The organism is Comamonas sp. Y33R10-2 (assembly GCF_019355935.1).
Lineage (GTDB): Bacteria > Pseudomonadota > Gammaproteobacteria > Burkholderiales > Burkholderiaceae_C > Comamonas.
Map to the genome: position 1 here is coordinate 2,397,575 of NZ_CP079925.1, position 20,071 is coordinate 2,417,645.

The window sequence follows — 20,071 nt, forward strand, 5'->3', positions numbered from 1 at the left end:
AGTCGATCAGGCCGCTGTTGCCTGCCGCGCCTGTTTAGCGTCCGACATGCGCTTCAGAACACGGGGAACGATCAACACCGACAGCACGATGATGATCAGCGTCAGCGACATGGGGCGCTGCAAGAATATCCACCAGCTGCCTTCGCCAATCGACACCGCGTTACGCATTTGCGCTTCAGCCAAGGGGCCCAAAATCATGCCCACCACCACAGGGGCAGTGGGGAAGTCAAAGCGACGCATGATCACGCCCAGCACGCCAATGCCGTAGAGCAGGAACAGATCAAATGCGCTCTGGCGCATGCCGTAAGCACCCACCGTTGCGAAAATCAAAATACCGGCGTACAGCTGAGGACGTGGAATCTTCAGCAGCTTGACCCACAGGCCCACCATAGGCAGGTTCAGCACCAGCAGCATCACGTTGCCGATGTACAGAGATGCAATCAGCGCCCAGACCAGAGCGGCCGAGGTCGTGAACAGTTGGGGGCCGGGGTTGATGCCGTAGTTCTGGAATGCGCCCAGCAGCACAGCGGTAGTGTTGCTGGTAGGAATGCCCAGTGTCAGCAGAGGAATCAGCGCAGCCGTCACCGTGGCGTTGTTAGCGGCTTCGGGGCCTGCCACACCTTCAATAGCGCCTTGCTTACCAAACTCGGCCTTGTCTTCGCCCTTCGCCAGCTTCTTTTCAGTCGCGTAGCTCAGGAAGGTCGGGATCTCGGTACCACCGGCAGGAATACAGCCAAACGGTGTACCAATGACAGTGCCGCGAATCCAGGCGGGAACCGAGCGCCTCCAGTCGCGCTTGGTCATGTGCACGCGGGTCAGTTTGTTCTGCGATTCTTCAACCTTGCCTTCATAGATGGCGGCATAAAGCACTTCAGCTACAGCAAACAGGCCCACAGCTACCAGCACGATGTCGATGCCGTCCAGTAATTCCATCTGACCACCGGTGTAGCGGGCAGCGCCAGAAATCTGATCCATGCCGATCAGGCCAGCAGCTAGACCGACAAACAGCGCCGTCATACCGCGCAGCGAGCTTTGACCCAGCACCGCGCTCACGGTGGTGAAGGCCAAAACCATCAGCATAAAGTATTCAGGCGGGCCCAGCTTGACGGCAAAGTCAGCCACAAATGGGGCAAACAGCGTCACAACAATCGTGGCAAAAGTACCCGCAAAAAAGGAGCCAATCGCTGCCGTCGCTAGCGCTGCACCTGCTCGCCCGCTTTTGGCCATTTTGTTGCCCTCCATGGCCGTGACCATGGAGGCAGTTTCACCGGGCGTGTTCAGCAAGATGGAGGTGGTCGAGCCACCGTACATCGCGCCGTAATAAATGCCGGAGAAGAAAATCATCGAAGCCGTCACATCCACCTTGGAGGTGATGGGCAGCAGCATGGCAACCGCCACCGCAGGACCGATGCCGGGCAGCACGCCCACAGCCGTGCCTAAAGCACAACCAACCAACGCCCACAGTAAATTGACAGGAGTGATGGCCGTGGCAAAGCCGGCCATTAATGCGTTAAAAATATCCATTACAGCCACCCCGTCTGAGTCAAGCCAGGCAGATTGATCGCCAGGAATTGGGTAAACATCCAGAACACAGGCGCAGAAATCAGCAGGCCGGTGATCGCATCCTTTATCAAGATGCTGGGTGCAGAGACATTGGTTTCATGGGCTGCACGGCGCAGGCCTTGCACAGCCAGCACATAGCACAGGGTGCAGCTGAAGATAAAGCCAATCGTGCCGATCAGCGCAGCATTGATAAGCAAGCCAGCGGAGACCCAGACAAAAGCGCCGATGTTAGCCTTGGCTTCGCCACCGGGATCAGCGGCATGGCGAAAGCCATCGGTCTGCGCTTCCCAGATCAGCATTGCGCCGCAAAGGCCCAGCACTGCTGCGCACACCCAAGGCAGAAAATTGGGTCCCACGCCGCCGTAGCCTGCATCACCAGGAATTTGCAGCGCGCCAATGGCCAGGGCAATGGCAACCAAAAGCACGCCACCGCCGACGATGGTTTGCGCCATCTTGGAGGGGACATTGACGCTCTGCGGCTCATTAGGATCTGCGTAGGCCGAAACCTGCGCAGCCTCTGCGGCCTTGGCTAGATCTTGGTAGGAGTCAGACATGATGTTGAAGGCTTGATGTTCAAGGGCTTGATCATTCGCCGCAGAAGCTGATTGAGGATTTGATCCTTAAGGCAGCATTAGAGCGCCGATCACCGGGGTGCAAATGCACCTGCCTTGCACTTGCAGCAAGACGGCCGAACATTTGCAAAAGAGAACCTAGGGCTGCGAAGAGAGAAAAAAGTCAGCAGGAAAGGCTGTGTTCGCACCCTATGGAAAAAGACGTGGCAGCTCTGTGCATGACAAAGCTGCCCCGCCATCATCAAATCATTCCGGACTTGGCCATGGTGGCGCGCAGGCTAGCGAACTCATCGTCCACAAACTTGGCAAAGGCATCGCCTGCCAGCCAAGCGGGTGTCCAGTCGTTCTTTTGCAGCGCTTCGGCCCAAGCCTTACTCTTGGTCGTTTTCTCCAACTGAGCCACCAGTTCGTCGCGCTGCGCCTTGGAAATACCGGGCGCGCCATACACGCCGCGCCAGTTGCCAATTTCCACGTTAATACCCTGCTCTTTAAGCGTGGGGATGCTCGATGCTGCGCCCTTCAAGCGCTGGCCGGCTGTCACGCCAATAGGCTTCATCTTGCCAGTGGCGATGTACTCCGCAAACTCGCTAAAGCCACTGCCGCCCACCGTCACGTTGCCGCCCAAAATGGCGGAGATGGCCTCGCCGCCGCCACGGAAAGCTACATAGTTAATTTTGGCGGGGTCCACACCCACTTCACGCGCAATCATGGCTGCCGCAATGTGCTCGGTCGAACCACGTGAACCACCGCCCCACTTGATCGAGCCGGGGTCCTTCTTGAGCTGGGCCACCACTTCGGCCATGTTTTTGTAAGGCGAGTTGGCAGGCAGCACGAACACGTTGTATTCGCTGGTCAGGCGAGCCAAAGGCGTCGCTTGGCTCAGATTCACCGGCGGCTTGCCCGTGATGATGCCGCCCAGCATTACGGCGCCCATCACCATCATGGCATTGGGATCGCCCTTGCTGCCGTTGACAAACTGGGCCAGACCAATCGCGCCCGCAGCGCCGCCCTTGTTGTCATACGTGACGGAAGAAGCCACGCCTGCGTCTTGCAAAGCCTTGCCCAAGGCGCGGCCTGTCGTGTCCCAGCCGCCACCGGGGTTGGCAGGCAGCATCATCTTGATAGCTGTCGCAGCTTGCGCCGACAGAGGCAAAGCACCGGCTGCAGCCAAGGCTGCCAGAGACTTCAGAAACGTATCACGACGCATGGCGAACTCCTTATGTGGTTGGTGAATGGATCATGAAGAGCCTGCCTGTCAAACAGCTGTCCAATTGCCTAGGACATTCCCTAGATCGACATCGGTAACTTCACCAGTCACCAGTCACCAGTCACCAGTCACCAGTCGCACCGCAGCGTAGTGCTATGTTCACACCATGCAATTACTGCTTGTTGAAGATGACTCGGCCATGCGCACCACGCTACAGCGCACCTTGATGCGCCGGGGCCTGCATGTCGATGTGGCAGCTGATGGCCCCAGCGCCTTAGCCCACTGGTTAAATCGCGAACCCGATGCCGTGGTGCTGGACCTCAGCCTACCCGGCCTCGACGGCCTGCAGGTGCTTGAACGTGCCCGCGCTCAAGGCCTGCGCACCCCTGTGTTGATACTCACAGCACGCGGCACTGTCGGTGACCGTGTGATGGGTCTGAATGCCGGTGCTGATGACTATCTGGCCAAGCCTTTTGATCTGGATGAATTGGAAGCCCGACTGCGCGCATTGCTGCGCCGCAGCCAAGATAGTTTCACACCAAAATCTGCCCCAGAGACCATCACAATGGGAGCTCTAGTCTATGAAAAAGAAAGCGGCGCAATCTACTTGAACGATGCAGTTTTGGAGCTGACGCCGCGCGAACTCTCCATGATGCACGCCCTTCTGGGCCGCCCCGGGCACGCAGTGACCAAGGAGCGCCTGTTCAGTCTCGTCTTCCCCGGCGAGGTGGATGTGCAATACGAAGCAGTCGAGGTCGTCGCTTACCGCCTGCGCAAAAAGCTCAGCGGCACAGGCGTGCAATTGGTCACGTTGCGGGGTCTGGGCTATCTCATCAAAGCCGAGGTCAGTGCGTGACCGCCAGCAAAGGCGCAGGCCGCGTGCAACGCAGGGCACCTTGGTCACTGCGGCGATTACTGCTCACCGGAATTTTGCTACCCGTGCTGTTGCTGATCGCTCTGAACGCGTGGAGCCTGTATCAGCAAACCCTGTCTTCTCTGCACACGGCCTATGACAGAACACTGCTGGCATCCGCCAAGAGTATTAGCGAACAAATTGGCGTGGTGGGCTACGACGATGCAGCCCATCTGCGCGCCATGGTGCCTTACTCTGCGCTCGAGATTTTTGAGGCCGACAACCAAAGCCGCATGTTCTACCGGGTCTCGGCTCTGGATGGAAAGCTGATCTCTGGATTTAGCGAATTACCCATGTGGGTAGGAAAAATTCCTCAACGCCCTCCCTATGCAGCCTTGGTCGATTTTTACGACGATGAATTTCGCGGCCAACCTGTTCGCGTGGCCGTGCTGCTGCAACCTGTATCCAGCGCAAACGGCCGCGGCATGGCCGTCATTCAGGTCGCAGAAACGCTTGAGCTGCGCCAGTCTCTGGCCCTGCAGATCTTGCGTGATACTTTGATCCGCCAAGCTTTGCTGGTGCTGGTTGTGGGCCTTATTGTCGTCATCGTTGTGCAGCGTGCGACTCAGCCTATTCGCCAACTCAGCCAAAATTTACAGGAGCGCACCCAAGGCGATCTCAGCCCGCTCAACGCCCCAGAGGCACCGCGTGAAGTGCAACCGCTGCTGGAGGCCACCAACCAAACCATGCGACGCCTTCAGCGCCTGCTCAGCAACCAAAAACGCTTTCTGCGCGATGCGTCACACCAGTTGCGCACACCGCTGGCCGTGCTCAAGGTGCAAGTGCAATCAGCCAAGCGCGGCGATATTGCGCCCGCACAAGCTTTTGCAGAAATCGACGATACGGTGGACCGCGCCACCCGCGTCGCCAATCAAATGCTGGCACTGGCCAAAGTCGAGCAGTTGCGCCAAGAAGATAGCAGTCAAGCCAATGGCTCGTTTGCGCTGCTCGACGAGATCGTGCGGGATGTTGCGCTTGAGCTATCACCCATCATTGCCGACCAAGACATGGACTTTGGTATTGAAACCCAGCCCTGCAGCGTGCCGGCCCATGAATGGATGCTGCGTGAGCTAAGCCGCAACCTGCTGCACAACGCGCTGCGCCACACCCCGCACGGGGGCCGCCTGCAAGTCGATGTGCGCCAGCAAGCAGGCATGGCCATCCTCTGCATTGAAGACAGTGGCAGCGGCATTGACGACGAGCTGGCTCAGCGCCTTTTTCTACCCTTCTCGGCGGGTAATACCCGCAGTGGCTCAGGTCTGGGTTTAGCCATCTGCCAGGAGATTGTGCAAACCTTGGGTGGGCAAATTGAGCTGAGCAATTTGCGCAATGCGCATCAGCAGATCAGCGGCCTACGCGCCCTCGTCAAATTCCCGCTGCAAGCTGAAGAGGCGCAAAGCATTGATACGCCGATAACTTGAATCGCACCCCAGAGTCAACGCAAAATATCTGCATGAACGAAATTGAATCCATGCGTCTGGACAAATGGCTGTGGTGTGCGCGCTTCTACAAAACCCGCAGCTTGGCCGTTGAGGAAATTGGCAAGGGCCGAGTCACCGTCAACAAATCAAACGCCAAAGCCTCGCGTGAAATACGCCCCGGCGACACCATTGATTTGCGCCAAGGCAGCATTCCCAAGGAAGTCATCGTGCGCAGCCTGAGCAATATGCGTGGCCCTGCTCCCATTGCGCAGCAGCTGTATGAAGAAACGCCGCAGAGCATGGCCCAGCGCGAACAATTGGCCGAGCAACGACGCTTAGCACCAGAGCCCGCAGACGCGCTAGCCGCCCTGCACGCAGGCCGCCCCACCAAGCGCGACCGCCGCGAAATTGACCGAGTCAGCAAAGATCACCCTCGCAGCGGTTGGGGCGATCGCTGGAGTGCCTCAATTGACGAGTGAAATTAGGCTTGCCCGGTCATAACGAAACTCTTGCTACGTTTCATAAACAGGCATTGGGATTTTCCATATAAGAAAGCGCGGTATGGATCCCGGTGTCACGCCAGCAAATTAAAGACTAGCCGCTGCGAATTTATGAGCCAAAAGATACTCACGTCTTTTTAGGCCCATAAAATAAGAGCACCTCGTCCCTTTCATACAAGCCTTTGATGGAACTTTAGACCTCAAATTGGCTCTATGAATAGGTATGCAGCTATTTTTTAAGTAGCGCATCTTCCCTCTGCTTTACGCTTTTCCGGCCAGTTATCGGCCATCTCTGGTCTTTTTTCTCGAATGTCACTCGCTTTTCCTCGGCCTACTCACGCCACTCCCACTGCTTCCGCCTTCTCTCAAACCTCAGCCCAACGCCTTGCTCGCTACGCAGCAGCAGCTTTGCTGTCATTTAGCACTATGGCCTGCACGGCCAAGATGCCGCTGCCAGCATTGCCCGCTGCCTCTACTGGGCAGTTGCAAGTCAGCAACCCCACGCACAGCACTCAAGGCTTTAGCCAGTGCCCCCAGTTCTTTGCGGCTGGCAAGCCTCCCGTCCTGAACGATCAACCCAAGCTGCGTGCACTCTGCTATGACGCCTTTGCTGTACTCCACAGTGGCCAGAGCAAGACGCCCCTCTTTGTGGCACAGCGCCTTAATAAAGCGCTAGTGGAAGACGCAGACGAAAAGCGCACCAACAAGTTCTTCAGCGATGCCCGCCTTCCCAAAAGCGAACGAGCCGAACTTGACGACTACAAGCGCTCCGGCTACTCCCGCGGTCACATGGCTCCGGCTGGCGACATGCCTACGGCTCAAGCCATGGCCCAAAGCTTTTCCCTAGCCAACATGGTGCCGCAATCCATCAAACAAAACGGCGGCCCTTGGGCTCGCATTGAAAAAGACACGCGCAGTTACGCCAAACGAGCTAGCGGTGACGTCTATATCATCACCGGCCCCGTGTTTGCAGCCGATACAGAAACGGTGGGAAATAACCAAGTACGCGTGCCCAGCTTTCTCTACAAACTTGTCTACGACGCCCAAAACCAACGCGCTTGGGCGCACTGGCAGGCCAACGATGATGCAGCCCGCGTAACCCAACCTATCAGCTACGAAGAATTGGTACGCCGCACAGGCATTGAATTTTTACCCGGTACAGCACTGCGCAGCTCGGGCAAGATCCAACAAGTTTCTGCGCCGGCATCGGTTTTGCAACACTAAATCTGCACTGCAAATAAAAAAGCCTGCTGGCATTGCCAGCAGGCTTTTTTATTTGCATTCGGTATTTAGTTACCGGGTTTGAGCAACTCCAGCTCATCCGCAGTTAGCCAGCGCCATTCACCCGGCTTCAGATCGGCTGGCAACACCAGTCCACCAATGCGCCAGCGGTGCAAACCTTCCACCCGATTGCCGACTGCCGCCAACATACGCTTGACTTGGTGGTATTTGCCTTCTGTCAGCGTCAAATCCAGCACATGTGTATCAATTAGCTCACATGCTGCAGCCTTCACAGGCTTGGGATCATCATCCAGTACAACGCCATCCAACAAGTTTTGCACCTGCTTGGCATCTACCGGGTGCTTGCACGTTACGCGATAAACTTTAGAGACATGCTTTTTCGGCGAAGACATGCGATGAATGAACTGCCCATCATCACTAAGAAGCAACAAACCTGTCGTGTCTTGGTCTAGGCGCCCCACCGCCTGCACACCTTGAACTGCTCCCTTGTTGGGACGCAGACGCAAAGGTGATGGCAGCAAGCTGTAGATGCTAGGGTGGGCTGAAGGTTTTTGCGAGCACTCTGTGCCAGCAGGCTTGTTCAACAGCACATAACCCAAGGCGTGATACTCCCACTCAACGCCTTGCACCTTAAAGCTCATCCCCTCGGAATCAATGTCTAAAGTAGAGTCAAGCACAACACCCCAAGACTGCGTCTCGGTGTTCCACAGCTCCACCCAGCCTTGTTGCACCAAACCGGAGCACACACGACGAATGCCAAAGCCCTGTGAATACAACATATCCTGTAGCTGCATGCCTGATTCCTTCTCTTTGTTCCCTACTGCTTAAGCAATATCAAGAATACTGATTTATCAAATAAAAAACCCCGTAATCTTTCGATTACGGGGTTTTTCTCTGTAAGAGCCTGACGATGACCTACTTTCACACGGGAACCCGCACTATCATCGGCGCTAAGTCGTTTCACGGTCCTGTTCGGGATGGGAAGGAGTGGTACCAACTTGCTATGGTCATCAGGCATAAACTTTTTGTCAGATCGATCGCTTATTTTCTCGATTAACTTCTTAATCGATTGCTTTCAATCCAACGAATTCATAGAGTCTTAATCAGCTTATTCGATTGCGCCTATTTGGCATAACTTGAATGATCGTTTTCACAATTCATTCTGTCTTTTATTTTCTGAGCTAAACCCAAAGTTATAGGGTCAAGCCTCTCGGGCAATTAGTACTGGTTAGCTTAACGCATTACTGCGCTTCCACACCCAGCCTATCAACGTCGTGGTCTACAACGACCCTTCAGGGGGCTCAAGGCCCCGGCAGATCTCATCTTGAAACGAGTTTCCCGCTTAGATGCTTTCAGCGGTTATCTCTTCCACACTTAGCTACCCTGCGATGCCACTGGCGTGACAACAGGTACACCAGAGGTGTGTCCACTCCGGTCCTCTCGTACTAGGAGCAGGCTTCCTCAAATCTGCAGCGCCCACGGAAGATAGGGACCAAACTGTCTCACGACGTTTTAAACCCAGCTCACGTACCTCTTTAAATGGCGAACAGCCATACCCTTGGGACCGACTACAGCCCCAGGATGAGATGAGCCGACATCGAGGTGCCAAACACCGCCGTCGATATGAACTCTTGGGCGGTATCAGCCTGTTATCCCCAGAGTACCTTTTATCCGTTGAGCGATGGCCCTTCCATACAGAACCACCGGATCACTATGTCCTGCTTTCGCATCTGCTCGACTTGTCAGTCTCGCAGTTAAGCACGCTTATGCCATTGCACTATCGTCACGATGTCCGACCGTAACTAGCGTACCTTCGAACTCCTCCGTTACGCTTTGGGAGGAGACCGCCCCAGTCAAACTGCCTACCATGCACTGTCCCCGATCCAGATAATGGACCAAGGTTAGAACCTCAAACGCACCAGGGTGGTATTTCAACGTTGGCTCCATGTGATCTAGCGACCACACTTCAAAGCCTCCCACCTATCCTACACAGATCCGTTCAAAGTCCAATACAAAGCTACAGTAAAGGTTCATGGGGTCTTTCCGTCTTTCCGCGGGGAGATTGCATCATCACAAACATTTCAACTTCGCTGAGTCTCAGGAGGAGACAGTGTGGCCATCGTTACGCCATTCGTGCAGGTCGGAACTTACCCGACAAGGAATTTCGCTACCTTAGGACCGTTATAGTTACGGCCGCCGTTTACTGGGACTTCAATCAAGAGCTTGCACCCCATCATTTAATCTTCCAGCACCGGGCAGGCGTCACACCCTATACGTCCACTTTCGTGTTTGCAGAGTGCTGTGTTTTTATTAAACAGTCGCAGCCACCAATTTTTTGCAGCCCTTTTTAGCTCCGTTTGTTCAACTTCACTGACTTAGGGCACACCTTCTCCCGAAGTTACGGTGTTAATTTGCCGAGTTCCTTCTCCTGAGTTCTCTCAAGCGCCTTAGAATACTCATCTCGCGCACCAGTGTCGGTTTGCGGTACGGTCGTCAATAGCTGAAGCTTAGTGGCTTTTCCTGGAAGCAGGGTATCACTCACTTCGTGTGCAAGCACACTCGTTATCACGCCTCATCTTAGCTCTCCGGATTTGCCTAAAGAGCACGACTACACGCTTGAACCAACATATCCAACAGTTGGCTGAGCTAACCTTCTCCGTCCCCACATCGCACTATTGATCGGTACAGGAATATTGACCTGTTTCCCATCAGCTACGCATCTCTGCCTCGCCTTAGGGGCCGACTCACCCTACGCCGATGAACGTTGCGTAGGAAACCTTGCGCTTACGGCGAGGGGGCTTTTCACCCCCTTTAACGCTACTCATGTCAGCATTCGCACTTCTGATACCTCCAGCATCCGTCTCCAGACACCTTCACAGGCTTACAGAACGCTCTCCTACCACGTGCAATAAATTGCACATCCGCAGCTTCGGTAACTGGCTTAGCCCCGTTACATCTTCCGCGCAGGACGACTCGATCAGTGAGCTATTACGCTTTCTTTAAATGATGGCTGCTTCTAAGCCAACATCCTGACTGTTTTAGCCTTCCCACTTCGTTTCCCACTTAGCCAATTTTAGGGACCTTAGCTGGCGGTCTGGGTTGTTTCCCTCTTGAGTCCGGACGTTAGCACCCGGTGCTCTGTCTCCCAAGCTGTACTCGTCGGTATTCGGAGTTTGCATAGGTTTGGTAAGTCGCCATGACCCCCTAGCCTAAACAGTGCTCTACCCCCGACGGTAATACTTGAGGCACTACCTAAATAGTTTTCGGAGAGAACCAGCTATTTCCAAGTTTGTTTAGCCTTTCACCCCTATCCACAGCTCATCCCCTAATTTTGCAACATTAGTGGGTTCGGACCTCCAGTACCTGTTACGGCACCTTCATCCTGGCCATGGATAGATCACTTGGTTTCGGGTCTACACCCAGCGACTGTTCGCCCTATTCGGACTCGATTTCTCTGCGCCTCCCCTATTCGGTTAAGCTTGCCACTGAATGTAAGTCGCTGACCCATTATACAAAAGGTACGCAGTCACCCCTTACGAGGCTCCTACTTTTTGTAAGCATACGGTTTCAGGATCTATTTCACTCCCCTCCCGGGGTTCTTTTCGCCTTTCCCTCACGGTACTGGTTCACTATCGGTCGATGATGAGTATTTAGCCTTAGAGGATGGTCCCCCTATATTCAGACAGGGTTTCTCGTGCCCCGCCCTACTTGTCTGCAGCCTAGTACCACCGATCGGTTTTCACATACGGGACTATCACCCACTATGGTTGGCCTTTCCATGCCATTTTGTTAACCGGTCGACTATCACTGCAAGGCTCTTCCGAATTCGCTCGCCACTACTATCGGAATCTCGGTTGATGTCTTTTCCTCTGGGTACTTAGATGTTTCAGTTCTCCAGGTTCGCTTCGCATACCTATGAATTCAGTATGCGATACCTATTGCTAGGTGGGTTCCCCCATTCAGAAATCTCCGGATCAAAGCTTATTTGCCAGCTCCCCGAAGCTTATCGCAGGCTATCACGTCTTTCGTCGCCTATCATCGCCAAGGCATCCACCATATGCTCTTAGTCACTTGACCCTATAACTTTGACGTCTCTTGCGAAACACAAAGCTCTAGAACTTCAAAGACTGGTGAGGTCTTACACCTCACGCGTTATGCCGTAATGTGAATATCTTTGGCTGTATCTTTCGACACAGCTTTGAGAATATTCGTCATTACTAAATATCTTTGCTTTCGCAAAATATTTGTTTTGACGCAATCAAAAAGTTGCTGATGGCACGGTGCATTAACCTTGGTTAATGCTTTCCACCAGCAACGCTGATTTCGACTCTATGAATTTTTAAAGAACAGCCTATTGATCAAAGATCAATATAAAAGCAGTCTGCTTCAGACTGCTTTTATATTGAATTTCTGTTTTCGCCTTCTCAACCCATGCTTTGTAGCACTTGCTGAGCCCACGATTATAGCATCACTGGACGCTATCATTTTTAACCTGGTGGAGGATGACGGGATCGAACCGACGACCCCCTGCTTGCAAAGCAGGTGCTCTCCCAGCTGAGCTAATCCCCCGGGATTGTCAATCCAGATGTTGGATTCAGTACCGAAGTACTGGTGGGTCTAGTTGGGCTCGAACCAACGACCCCTGCGTTATCAACACAGTGCTCTAACCAGCTGAGCTACAGACCCATTCCAATTTCTTGCTCGCATCGATTTCTCAATACAAACCCGTTTTGGCTTGTTCCAACAACCGATAAGTGTGGACGTTCAACTTAAAGCAGCATTTTTCCAGAAAGGAGGTGATCCAGCCGCACCTTCCGATACGGCTACCTTGTTACGACTTCACCCCAGTCACGAACCCCGCCGTGGTAAGCGCCCTCCTTGCGGTTAGGCTACCTACTTCTGGCGAGACCCGCTCCCATGGTGTGACGGGCGGTGTGTACAAGACCCGGGAACGTATTCACCGTGACATTCTGATCCACGATTACTAGCGATTCCGACTTCACGCAGTCGAGTTGCAGACTGCGATCCGGACTACGACTGGCTTTATGAGATTAGCTCCCCCTCGCGGGTTGGCAACTCTTTGTACCAGCCATTGTATGACGTGTGTAGCCCCACCTATAAGGGCCATGAGGACTTGACGTCATCCCCACCTTCCTCCGGTTTGTCACCGGCAGTCCCATTAGAGTGCTCAACTAAATGTAGCAACTAATGGCAAGGGTTGCGCTCGTTGCGGGACTTAACCCAACATCTCACGACACGAGCTGACGACAGCCATGCAGCACCTGTGTTACGGTTCTCTTTCGAGCACGAAACCATCTCTGGTAACTTCCGTACATGTCAAAGGTGGGTAAGGTTTTTCGCGTTGCATCGAATTAAACCACATCATCCACCGCTTGTGCGGGTCCCCGTCAATTCCTTTGAGTTTCAACCTTGCGGCCGTACTCCCCAGGCGGTCAACTTCACGCGTTAGCTTCGTTACTGAGTCAGTTAAGACCCAACAACCAGTTGACATCGTTTAGGGCGTGGACTACCAGGGTATCTAATCCTGTTTGCTCCCCACGCTTTCGTGCATGAGCGTCAGTACAGGTCCAGGGGATTGCCTTCGCCATCGGTGTTCCTCCGCATATCTACGCATTTCACTGCTACACGCGGAATTCCATCCCCCTCTACCGTACTCTAGCTTTGCAGTCACAATGGCAGTTCCCAGGTTGAGCCCGGGGATTTCACCACTGTCTTACAAAACCGCCTGCGCACGCTTTACGCCCAGTAATTCCGATTAACGCTTGCACCCTACGTATTACCGCGGCTGCTGGCACGTAGTTAGCCGGTGCTTATTCTTACGGTACCGTCATGACTCCGGGGTATTAGCCCAGAGCTTTTCGTTCCGTACAAAAGCAGTTTACAACCCGAAGGCCTTCATCCTGCACGCGGCATTGCTGGATCAGGCTTTCGCCCATTGTCCAAAATTCCCCACTGCTGCCTCCCGTAGGAGTCTGGACCGTGTCTCAGTTCCAGTGTGGCTGGTCGTCCTCTCAGACCAGCTACAGATCGCAGGCTTGGTGAGCCTTTACCCCACCAACTACCTAATCTGCCATCAGCCGCTCTAGTAGCACAAGGCCCGAAGGTCCCCTGCTTTCATCCGTAGATCTCATGCGGTATTAGCTACTCTTTCGAGTAGTTATCCCCCACTACTAGGCACGTTCCGATGTATTACTCACCCGTTCGCCACTCGTCAGCATCCGAAGACCTGTTACCGTTCGACTTGCATGTGTAAAGCATGCCGCCAGCGTTCAATCTGAGCCAGGATCAAACTCTATAGTTCGATCTTGAATTTAAAGTCTTTCGACTGCTCACTCACTTGACGGAATTAAGAAGAATAAATTCTTCCATAATTACTGTTTTCGTGAGCGCTTGATACTCCGAAGAGTTTTGTTCCGAAGAACTGGCTGCTTGCCATCAAACGCCCACACTTATCGGCTGTATTTTTTTAAGGATCTGAGAACTCAAACAGCTTTAAAACCACTTGAATTTCGTTGCTTGCTGTGATCAGCGAAGCCTTAGATTGTAGCACTGTTTTCACAGTACTTTTAAAACGTTTTTGCGTTTTCTTCTCACCCCTCTTGCGAAGAGAGAGAAGAAAACGCCTGGCGTGAGCCAGGCGTTTTGGCGTAAGAGCCTGACGATGACCTACTTTCACACGGGAACCCGCACTATCATCGGCGCTAAGTCGTTTCACGGTCCTGTTCGGGATGGGAAGGAGTGGTACCAACTTGCTATGGTCATCAGGCATAAACTTTTTGTCAGATCGATCGCTTATTTTCTCGATTAACTTCTTAATCGATTGCTTTCAATCCAACGAATTCATAGAGTCTTAATCAGCTTATTCGATTGCGCCTATTTGGCATAACTTGAATGATCGTTTTCACAATTCATTCTGTCTTTTATTTTCTGAGCTAAACCCAAAGTTATAGGGTCAAGCCTCTCGGGCAATTAGTACTGGTTAGCTTAACGCATTACTGCGCTTCCACACCCAGCCTATCAACGTCGTGGTCTACAACGACCCTTCAGGGGGCTCAAGGCCCCGGCAGATCTCATCTTGAAACGAGTTTCCCGCTTAGATGCTTTCAGCGGTTATCTCTTCCACACTTAGCTACCCTGCGATGCCACTGGCGTGACAACAGGTACACCAGAGGTGTGTCCACTCCGGTCCTCTCGTACTAGGAGCAGGCTTCCTCAAATCTGCAGCGCCCACGGAAGATAGGGACCAAACTGTCTCACGACGTTTTAAACCCAGCTCACGTACCTCTTTAAATGGCGAACAGCCATACCCTTGGGACCGACTACAGCCCCAGGATGAGATGAGCCGACATCGAGGTGCCAAACACCGCCGTCGATATGAACTCTTGGGCGGTATCAGCCTGTTATCCCCAGAGTACCTTTTATCCGTTGAGCGATGGCCCTTCCATACAGAACCACCGGATCACTATGTCCTGCTTTCGCATCTGCTCGACTTGTCAGTCTCGCAGTTAAGCACGCTTATGCCATTGCACTATCGTCACGATGTCCGACCGTAACTAGCGTACCTTCGAACTCCTCCGTTACGCTTTGGGAGGAGACCGCCCCAGTCAAACTGCCTACCATGCACTGTCCCCGATCCAGATAATGGACCAAGGTTAGAACCTCAAACGCACCAGGGTGGTATTTCAACGTTGGCTCCATGTGATCTAGCGACCACACTTCAAAGCCTCCCACCTATCCTACACAGATCCGTTCAAAGTCCAATACAAAGCTACAGTAAAGGTTCATGGGGTCTTTCCGTCTTTCCGCGGGGAGATTGCATCATCACAAACATTTCAACTTCGCTGAGTCTCAGGAGGAGACAGTGTGGCCATCGTTACGCCATTCGTGCAGGTCGGAACTTACCCGACAAGGAATTTCGCTACCTTAGGACCGTTATAGTTACGGCCGCCGTTTACTGGGACTTCAATCAAGAGCTTGCACCCCATCATTTAATCTTCCAGCACCGGGCAGGCGTCACACCCTATACGTCCACTTTCGTGTTTGCAGAGTGCTGTGTTTTTATTAAACAGTCGCAGCCACCAATTTTTTGCAGCCCTTTTTAGCTCCGTTTGTTCAACTTCACTGACTTAGGGCACACCTTCTCCCGAAGTTACGGTGTTAATTTGCCGAGTTCCTTCTCCTGAGTTCTCTCAAGCGCCTTAGAATACTCATCTCGCGCACCAGTGTCGGTTTGCGGTACGGTCGTCAATAGCTGAAGCTTAGTGGCTTTTCCTGGAAGCAGGGTATCACTCACTTCGTGTGCAAGCACACTCGTTATCACGCCTCATCTTAGCTCTCCGGATTTGCCTAAAGAGCACGACTACACGCTTGAACCAACATATCCAACAGTTGGCTGAGCTAACCTTCTCCGTCCCCACATCGCACTATTGATCGGTACAGGAATATTGACCTGTTTCCCATCAGCTACGCATCTCTGCCTCGCCTTAGGGGCCGACTCACCCTACGCCGATGAACGTTGCGTAGGAAACCTTGCGCTTACGGCGAGGGGGCTTTTCACCCCCTTTAACGCTACTCATGTCAGCATTCGCACTTCTGATACCTCCAGCATCCGTCTCCAGACACCTTCACAGGCTTACAGAACGCTCTCCTACCACGTGCAATAAATTGCACATCCGCAGCTTCGGTAACTGGCTTAGCCCCGTTACATCTTCCGCGCAGGACGACTCGATCAGTGAGCTATTACGCTTTCTTTAAATGATGGCTGCTTCTAAGCCAACATCCTGACTGTTTTAGCCTTCCCACTTCGTTTCCCACTTAGCCAATTTTAGGGACCTTAGCTGGCGGTCTGGGTTGTTTCCCTCTTGAGTCCGGACGTTAGCACCCGGTGCTCTGTCTCCCAAGCTGTACTCGTCGGTATTCGGAGTTTGCATAGGTTTGGTAAGTCGCCATGACCCCCTAGCCTAAACAGTGCTCTACCCCCGACGGTAATACTTGAGGCACTACCTAAATAGTTTTCGGAGAGAACCAGCTATTTCCAAGTTTGTTTAGCCTTTCACCCCTATCCACAGCTCATCCCCTAATTTTGCAACATTAGTGGGTTCGGACCTCCAGTACCTGTTACGGCACCTTCATCCTGGCCATGGATAGATCACTTGGTTTCGGGTCTACACCCAGCGACTGTTCGCCCTATTCGGACTCGATTTCTCTGCGCCTCCCCTATTCGGTTAAGCTTGCCACTGAATGTAAGTCGCTGACCCATTATACAAAAGGTACGCAGTCACCCCTTACGAGGCTCCTACTTTTTGTAAGCATACGGTTTCAGGATCTATTTCACTCCCCTCCCGGGGTTCTTTTCGCCTTTCCCTCACGGTACTGGTTCACTATCGGTCGATGATGAGTATTTAGCCTTAGAGGATGGTCCCCCTATATTCAGACAGGGTTTCTCGTGCCCCGCCCTACTTGTCTGCAGCCTAGTACCACCGATCGGTTTTCACATACGGGACTATCACCCACTATGGTTGGCCTTTCCATGCCATTTTGTTAACCGGTCGACTATCACTGCAAGGCTCTTCCGAATTCGCTCGCCACTACTATCGGAATCTCGGTTGATGTCTTTTCCTCTGGGTACTTAGATGTTTCAGTTCTCCAGGTTCGCTTCGCATACCTATGAATTCAGTATGCGATACCTATTGCTAGGTGGGTTCCCCCATTCAGAAATCTCCGGATCAAAGCTTATTTGCCAGCTCCCCGAAGCTTATCGCAGGCTATCACGTCTTTCGTCGCCTATCATCGCCAAGGCATCCACCATATGCTCTTAGTCACTTGACCCTATAACTTTGACGTCTCTTGCGAAACACAAAGCTCTAGAACTTCAAAGACTGGTGAGGTCTTACACCTCACGCGTTATGCCGTAATGTGAATATCTTTGGCTGTATCTTTCGACACAGCTTTGAGAATATTCGTCATTACTAAATATCTTTGCTTTCGCAAAATATTTGTTTTGACGCAATCAAAAAGTTGCTGATGGCACGGTGCATTAACCTTGGTTAATGCTTTCCACCAGCAACGCTGATTTCGACTCTATGAATTTTTAAAGAACAGCCTATTGATCAAAGATCAATATAAAAGCAGTCTGCTTCAGACTGCTTTTATATTGAATTTCTGTTTTCGCCTTCTCAACCCATGCTTTGTAGCACTTGCTGAGCCCACGATTATAGCATCACTGGACGCTATCATTTTTAACCTGGTGGAGGATGACGGGATCGAACCGACGACCCCCTGCTTGCAAAGCAGGTGCTCTCCCAGCTGAGCTAATCCCCCGGGATTGTCAATCCAGATGTTGGATTCAGTACCGAAGTACTGGTGGGTCTAGTTGGGCTCGAACCAACGACCCCTGCGTTATCAACACAGTGCTCTAACCAGCTGAGCTACAGACCCATTCCAATTTCTTGCTCGCATCGATTTCTCAATACAAACCCGTTTTGGCTTGTTCCAACAACCGATAAGTGTGGACGTTCAACTTAAAGCAGCATTTTTCCAGAAAGGAGGTGATCCAGCCGCACCTTCCGATACGGCTACCTTGTTACGACTTCACCCCAGTCACGAACCCCGCCGTGGTAAGCGCCCTCCTTGCGGTTAGGCTACCTACTTCTGGCGAGACCCGCTCCCATGGTGTGACGGGCGGTGTGTACAAGACCCGGGAACGTATTCACCGTGACATTCTGATCCACGATTACTAGCGATTCCGACTTCACGCAGTCGAGTTGCAGACTGCGATCCGGACTACGACTGGCTTTATGAGATTAGCTCCCCCTCGCGGGTTGGCAACTCTTTGTACCAGCCATTGTATGACGTGTGTAGCCCCACCTATAAGGGCCATGAGGACTTGACGTCATCCCCACCTTCCTCCGGTTTGTCACCGGCAGTCCCATTAGAGTGCTCAACTAAATGTAGCAACTAATGGCAAGGGTTGCGCTCGTTGCGGGACTTAACCCAACATCTCACGACACGAGCTGACGACAGCCATGCAGCACCTGTGTTACGGTTCTCTTTCGAGCACGAAACCATCTCTGGTAACTTCCGTACATGTCAAAGGTGGGTAAGGTTTTTCGCGTTGCATCGAATTAAACCACATCATCCACCGCTTGTGCGGGTCCCCGTCAATTCCTTTGAGTTTCAACCTTGCGGCCGTACTCCCCAGGCGGTCAACTTCACGCGTTAGCTTCGTTACTGAGTCAGTTAAGACCCAACAACCAGTTGACATCGTTTAGGGCGTGGACTACCAGGGTATCTAATCCTGTTTGCTCCCCACGCTTTCGTGCATGAGCGTCAGTACAGGTCCAGGGGATTGCCTTCGCCATCGGTGTTCCTCCGCATATCTACGCATTTCACTGCTACACGCGGAATTCCATCCCCCTCTACCGTACTCTAGCTTTGCAGTCACAATGGCAGTTCCCAGGTTGAGCCCGGGGATTTCACCACTGTCTTACAAAACCGCCTGCGCACGCTTTACGCCCAGTAATTCCGATTAACGCTTGCACCCTACGTATTACCGCGGCTGCTGGCACGTAGTTAGCCGGTGCTTATTCTTACGGTACCGTCATGACTCCGGGGTATTAGCCCAGAGCTTTTCGTTCCGTACAAAAGCAGTTTACAACCCGAAGGCCTTCATCCTGCACGCGGCATTGCTGGATCAGGCTTTCGCCCATTGTCCAAAATTCCCCACTGCTGCCTCCCGTAGGAGTCTGGACCGTGTCTCAGTTCCAGTGTGGCTGGTCGTCCTCTCAGACCAGCTACAGATCGCAGGCTTGGTGAGCCTTTACCCCACCAACTACCTAATCTGCCATCAGCCGCTCTAGTAGCACAAGGCCCGAAGGTCCCCTGCTTTCATCCGTAGATCTCATGCGGTATTAGCTACTCTTTCGAGTAGTTATCCCCCACTACTAGGCACGTTCCGATGTATTACTCACCCGTTCGCCACTCGTCAGCATCCGAAGACCTGTTACCGTTCGACTTGCATGTGTAAAGCATGCCGCCAGCGTTCAATCTGAGCCAGGATCAAACTCTATAGTTCGATCTTGAATTTAAAGTCTTTCGACTGCTCACTCACTTGACGGAATTAAGAAGAATAAATTCTTCCATAATTACTGTTTTCGTGAGCGCTTGATACTCCGAAGAGTTTTGTTCCGAAGAACTGGCTGCTTGCCATCAAACGCCCACACTTATCGGCTGTATTTTTTTAAGGATCTGAGAACTCAAACAGCTTTAAAACCACTTGAATTTCGTTGCTTACTGTGATCAGCGAAGCCTTAGATTGTAGCACTGTTTTCACAGTACTTTTAAAACGTTTTTGCGTTTTCTTCTCACCCCTCTTGCGAAGAGAGAGAAGAAAACGCCTGGCGTGAGCCAGGCGTTTTGGCGTAAGAGCCTGACGATGACCTACTTTCACACGGGAACCCGCACTATCATCGGCGCTAAGTCGTTTCACGGTCCTGTTCGGGATGGGAAGGAGTGGTACCAACTTGCTATGGTCATCAGGCATAAACTTTTTGTCAGATCGATCGCTTATTTTCTCGATTAACTTCTTAATCGATTGCTTTCAATCCAACGAATTCATAGAGTCTTAATCAGCT

The 20,071-nt window shown here is 52.6% G+C and carries 8 protein-coding genes, 4 tRNA genes and 7 rRNA genes; 4 read left to right on the plus strand and 15 right to left on the minus strand.

The annotated features are described in order from the left end of the window. Positions 1 to 6: 6 nt before the first annotated feature. The 3 genes from KUF54_RS10690 to KUF54_RS10700 all read right to left on the minus strand — a co-directional run bounded on the left by KUF54_RS10690 (position 7) and on the right by KUF54_RS10700 (position 3,342). Positions 7 to 1,524, minus strand: coding sequence for a tripartite tricarboxylate transporter permease (locus KUF54_RS10690; protein ID WP_219342829.1), 1,518 nt, complete (start codon positions 1,522 to 1,524; stop codon positions 7 to 9). Next, a complete protein-coding gene (locus tag KUF54_RS10695) occupies positions 1,524 to 2,117 on the minus strand; it encodes a tripartite tricarboxylate transporter TctB family protein (RefSeq protein WP_219342830.1) in 594 nt (197 codons plus the stop codon). Before KUF54_RS10695 ends, KUF54_RS10690 begins: the two co-directional genes overlap by 1 nt. Before the next feature lie 259 nt (positions 2,118 to 2,376). Beyond that, positions 2,377 to 3,342, minus strand: coding sequence for a tripartite tricarboxylate transporter substrate binding protein (locus tag KUF54_RS10700; protein ID WP_219342831.1), 966 nt, complete (start codon positions 3,340 to 3,342; stop codon positions 2,377 to 2,379). A 166-nt stretch (positions 3,343 to 3,508) separates the two neighbouring features. Between KUF54_RS10700 and KUF54_RS10705 the strand changes: the two genes are divergently transcribed. From KUF54_RS10705 to KUF54_RS10720, 4 genes are all read left to right on the plus strand, one after another. Next, on the plus strand, positions 3,509 to 4,198 hold the full coding sequence (locus KUF54_RS10705) for a response regulator (RefSeq protein ID WP_219342832.1): 690 nt from the start codon (positions 3,509 to 3,511) through the stop codon (positions 4,196 to 4,198). Then, positions 4,195 to 5,676: a sensor histidine kinase gene (locus KUF54_RS10710; protein WP_255576033.1), complete on the plus strand. Its 1,482-nt coding sequence runs from the start codon at positions 4,195 to 4,197 to the stop codon at positions 5,674 to 5,676. The genes KUF54_RS10705 and KUF54_RS10710 overlap by 4 nt, the downstream gene beginning before the upstream one ends. 32 nt (positions 5,677 to 5,708) lie before the next feature. Beyond that, positions 5,709 to 6,155, plus strand: coding sequence for an RNA-binding S4 domain-containing protein (locus KUF54_RS10715; protein ID WP_219342833.1), 447 nt, complete (start codon positions 5,709 to 5,711; stop codon positions 6,153 to 6,155). Between the two features lie 447 nt (positions 6,156 to 6,602). Further along, a complete protein-coding gene (locus KUF54_RS10720; protein WP_370627607.1) occupies positions 6,603 to 7,400 on the plus strand; it encodes a DNA/RNA non-specific endonuclease in 798 nt (265 codons plus the stop codon). A 65-nt stretch (positions 7,401 to 7,465) separates the two neighbouring features. On the opposite strand, the gene KUF54_RS10725 is transcribed toward KUF54_RS10720, so the two are convergent. From KUF54_RS10725 to rrf (KUF54_RS10780), 12 genes are all read right to left on the minus strand, one after another. Continuing rightward, positions 7,466 to 8,212 carry a 16S rRNA pseudouridine(516) synthase gene (locus tag KUF54_RS10725; protein WP_219342834.1) on the minus strand — a complete coding sequence of 249 codons (747 nt, stop codon included), beginning with the start codon at positions 8,210 to 8,212 and terminating at the stop codon, positions 7,466 to 7,468. 108 nt (positions 8,213 to 8,320) lie between these two features. Beyond that, positions 8,321 to 8,433 (minus strand): 5S ribosomal RNA (rrf, locus tag KUF54_RS10730). Positions 8,434 to 8,615: 182 nt separating this feature from the next. After that, positions 8,616 to 11,495: ribosomal RNA gene (locus KUF54_RS10735) — 23S ribosomal RNA — on the minus strand. A gap of 416 nt (positions 11,496 to 11,911) precedes the next feature. Beyond that, positions 11,912 to 11,987: transfer RNA gene (locus KUF54_RS10740), tRNA-Ala, on the minus strand. Between the two features lie 40 nt (positions 11,988 to 12,027). After that, a tRNA-Ile gene (locus tag KUF54_RS10745) sits at positions 12,028 to 12,104 on the minus strand. A 103-nt stretch (positions 12,105 to 12,207) separates the two neighbouring features. Further along, a 16S ribosomal RNA gene (locus tag KUF54_RS10750) occupies positions 12,208 to 13,740 on the minus strand. Between the two features lie 352 nt (positions 13,741 to 14,092). Then, a 5S ribosomal RNA gene (gene rrf / locus KUF54_RS10755) occupies positions 14,093 to 14,205 on the minus strand. Positions 14,206 to 14,387: 182 nt separating this feature from the next. Continuing rightward, positions 14,388 to 17,267: ribosomal RNA gene (locus KUF54_RS10760) — 23S ribosomal RNA — on the minus strand. A 416-nt stretch (positions 17,268 to 17,683) separates the two neighbouring features. Continuing rightward, positions 17,684 to 17,759 (minus strand) — tRNA-Ala (locus KUF54_RS10765). Positions 17,760 to 17,799: 40 nt separating this feature from the next. Continuing rightward, positions 17,800 to 17,876 (minus strand) — tRNA-Ile (locus KUF54_RS10770). Positions 17,877 to 17,979: 103 nt separating this feature from the next. Then, positions 17,980 to 19,512, minus strand: a 16S ribosomal RNA gene (locus tag KUF54_RS10775). 352 nt (positions 19,513 to 19,864) lie between these two features. Then, positions 19,865 to 19,977, minus strand: a 5S ribosomal RNA gene (gene rrf / locus KUF54_RS10780). Together the 16S, 23S and 5S rRNA genes with 4 tRNA genes alongside form the textbook arrangement of a ribosomal RNA operon. Positions 19,978 to 20,071: the final 94 nt, after the last annotated feature.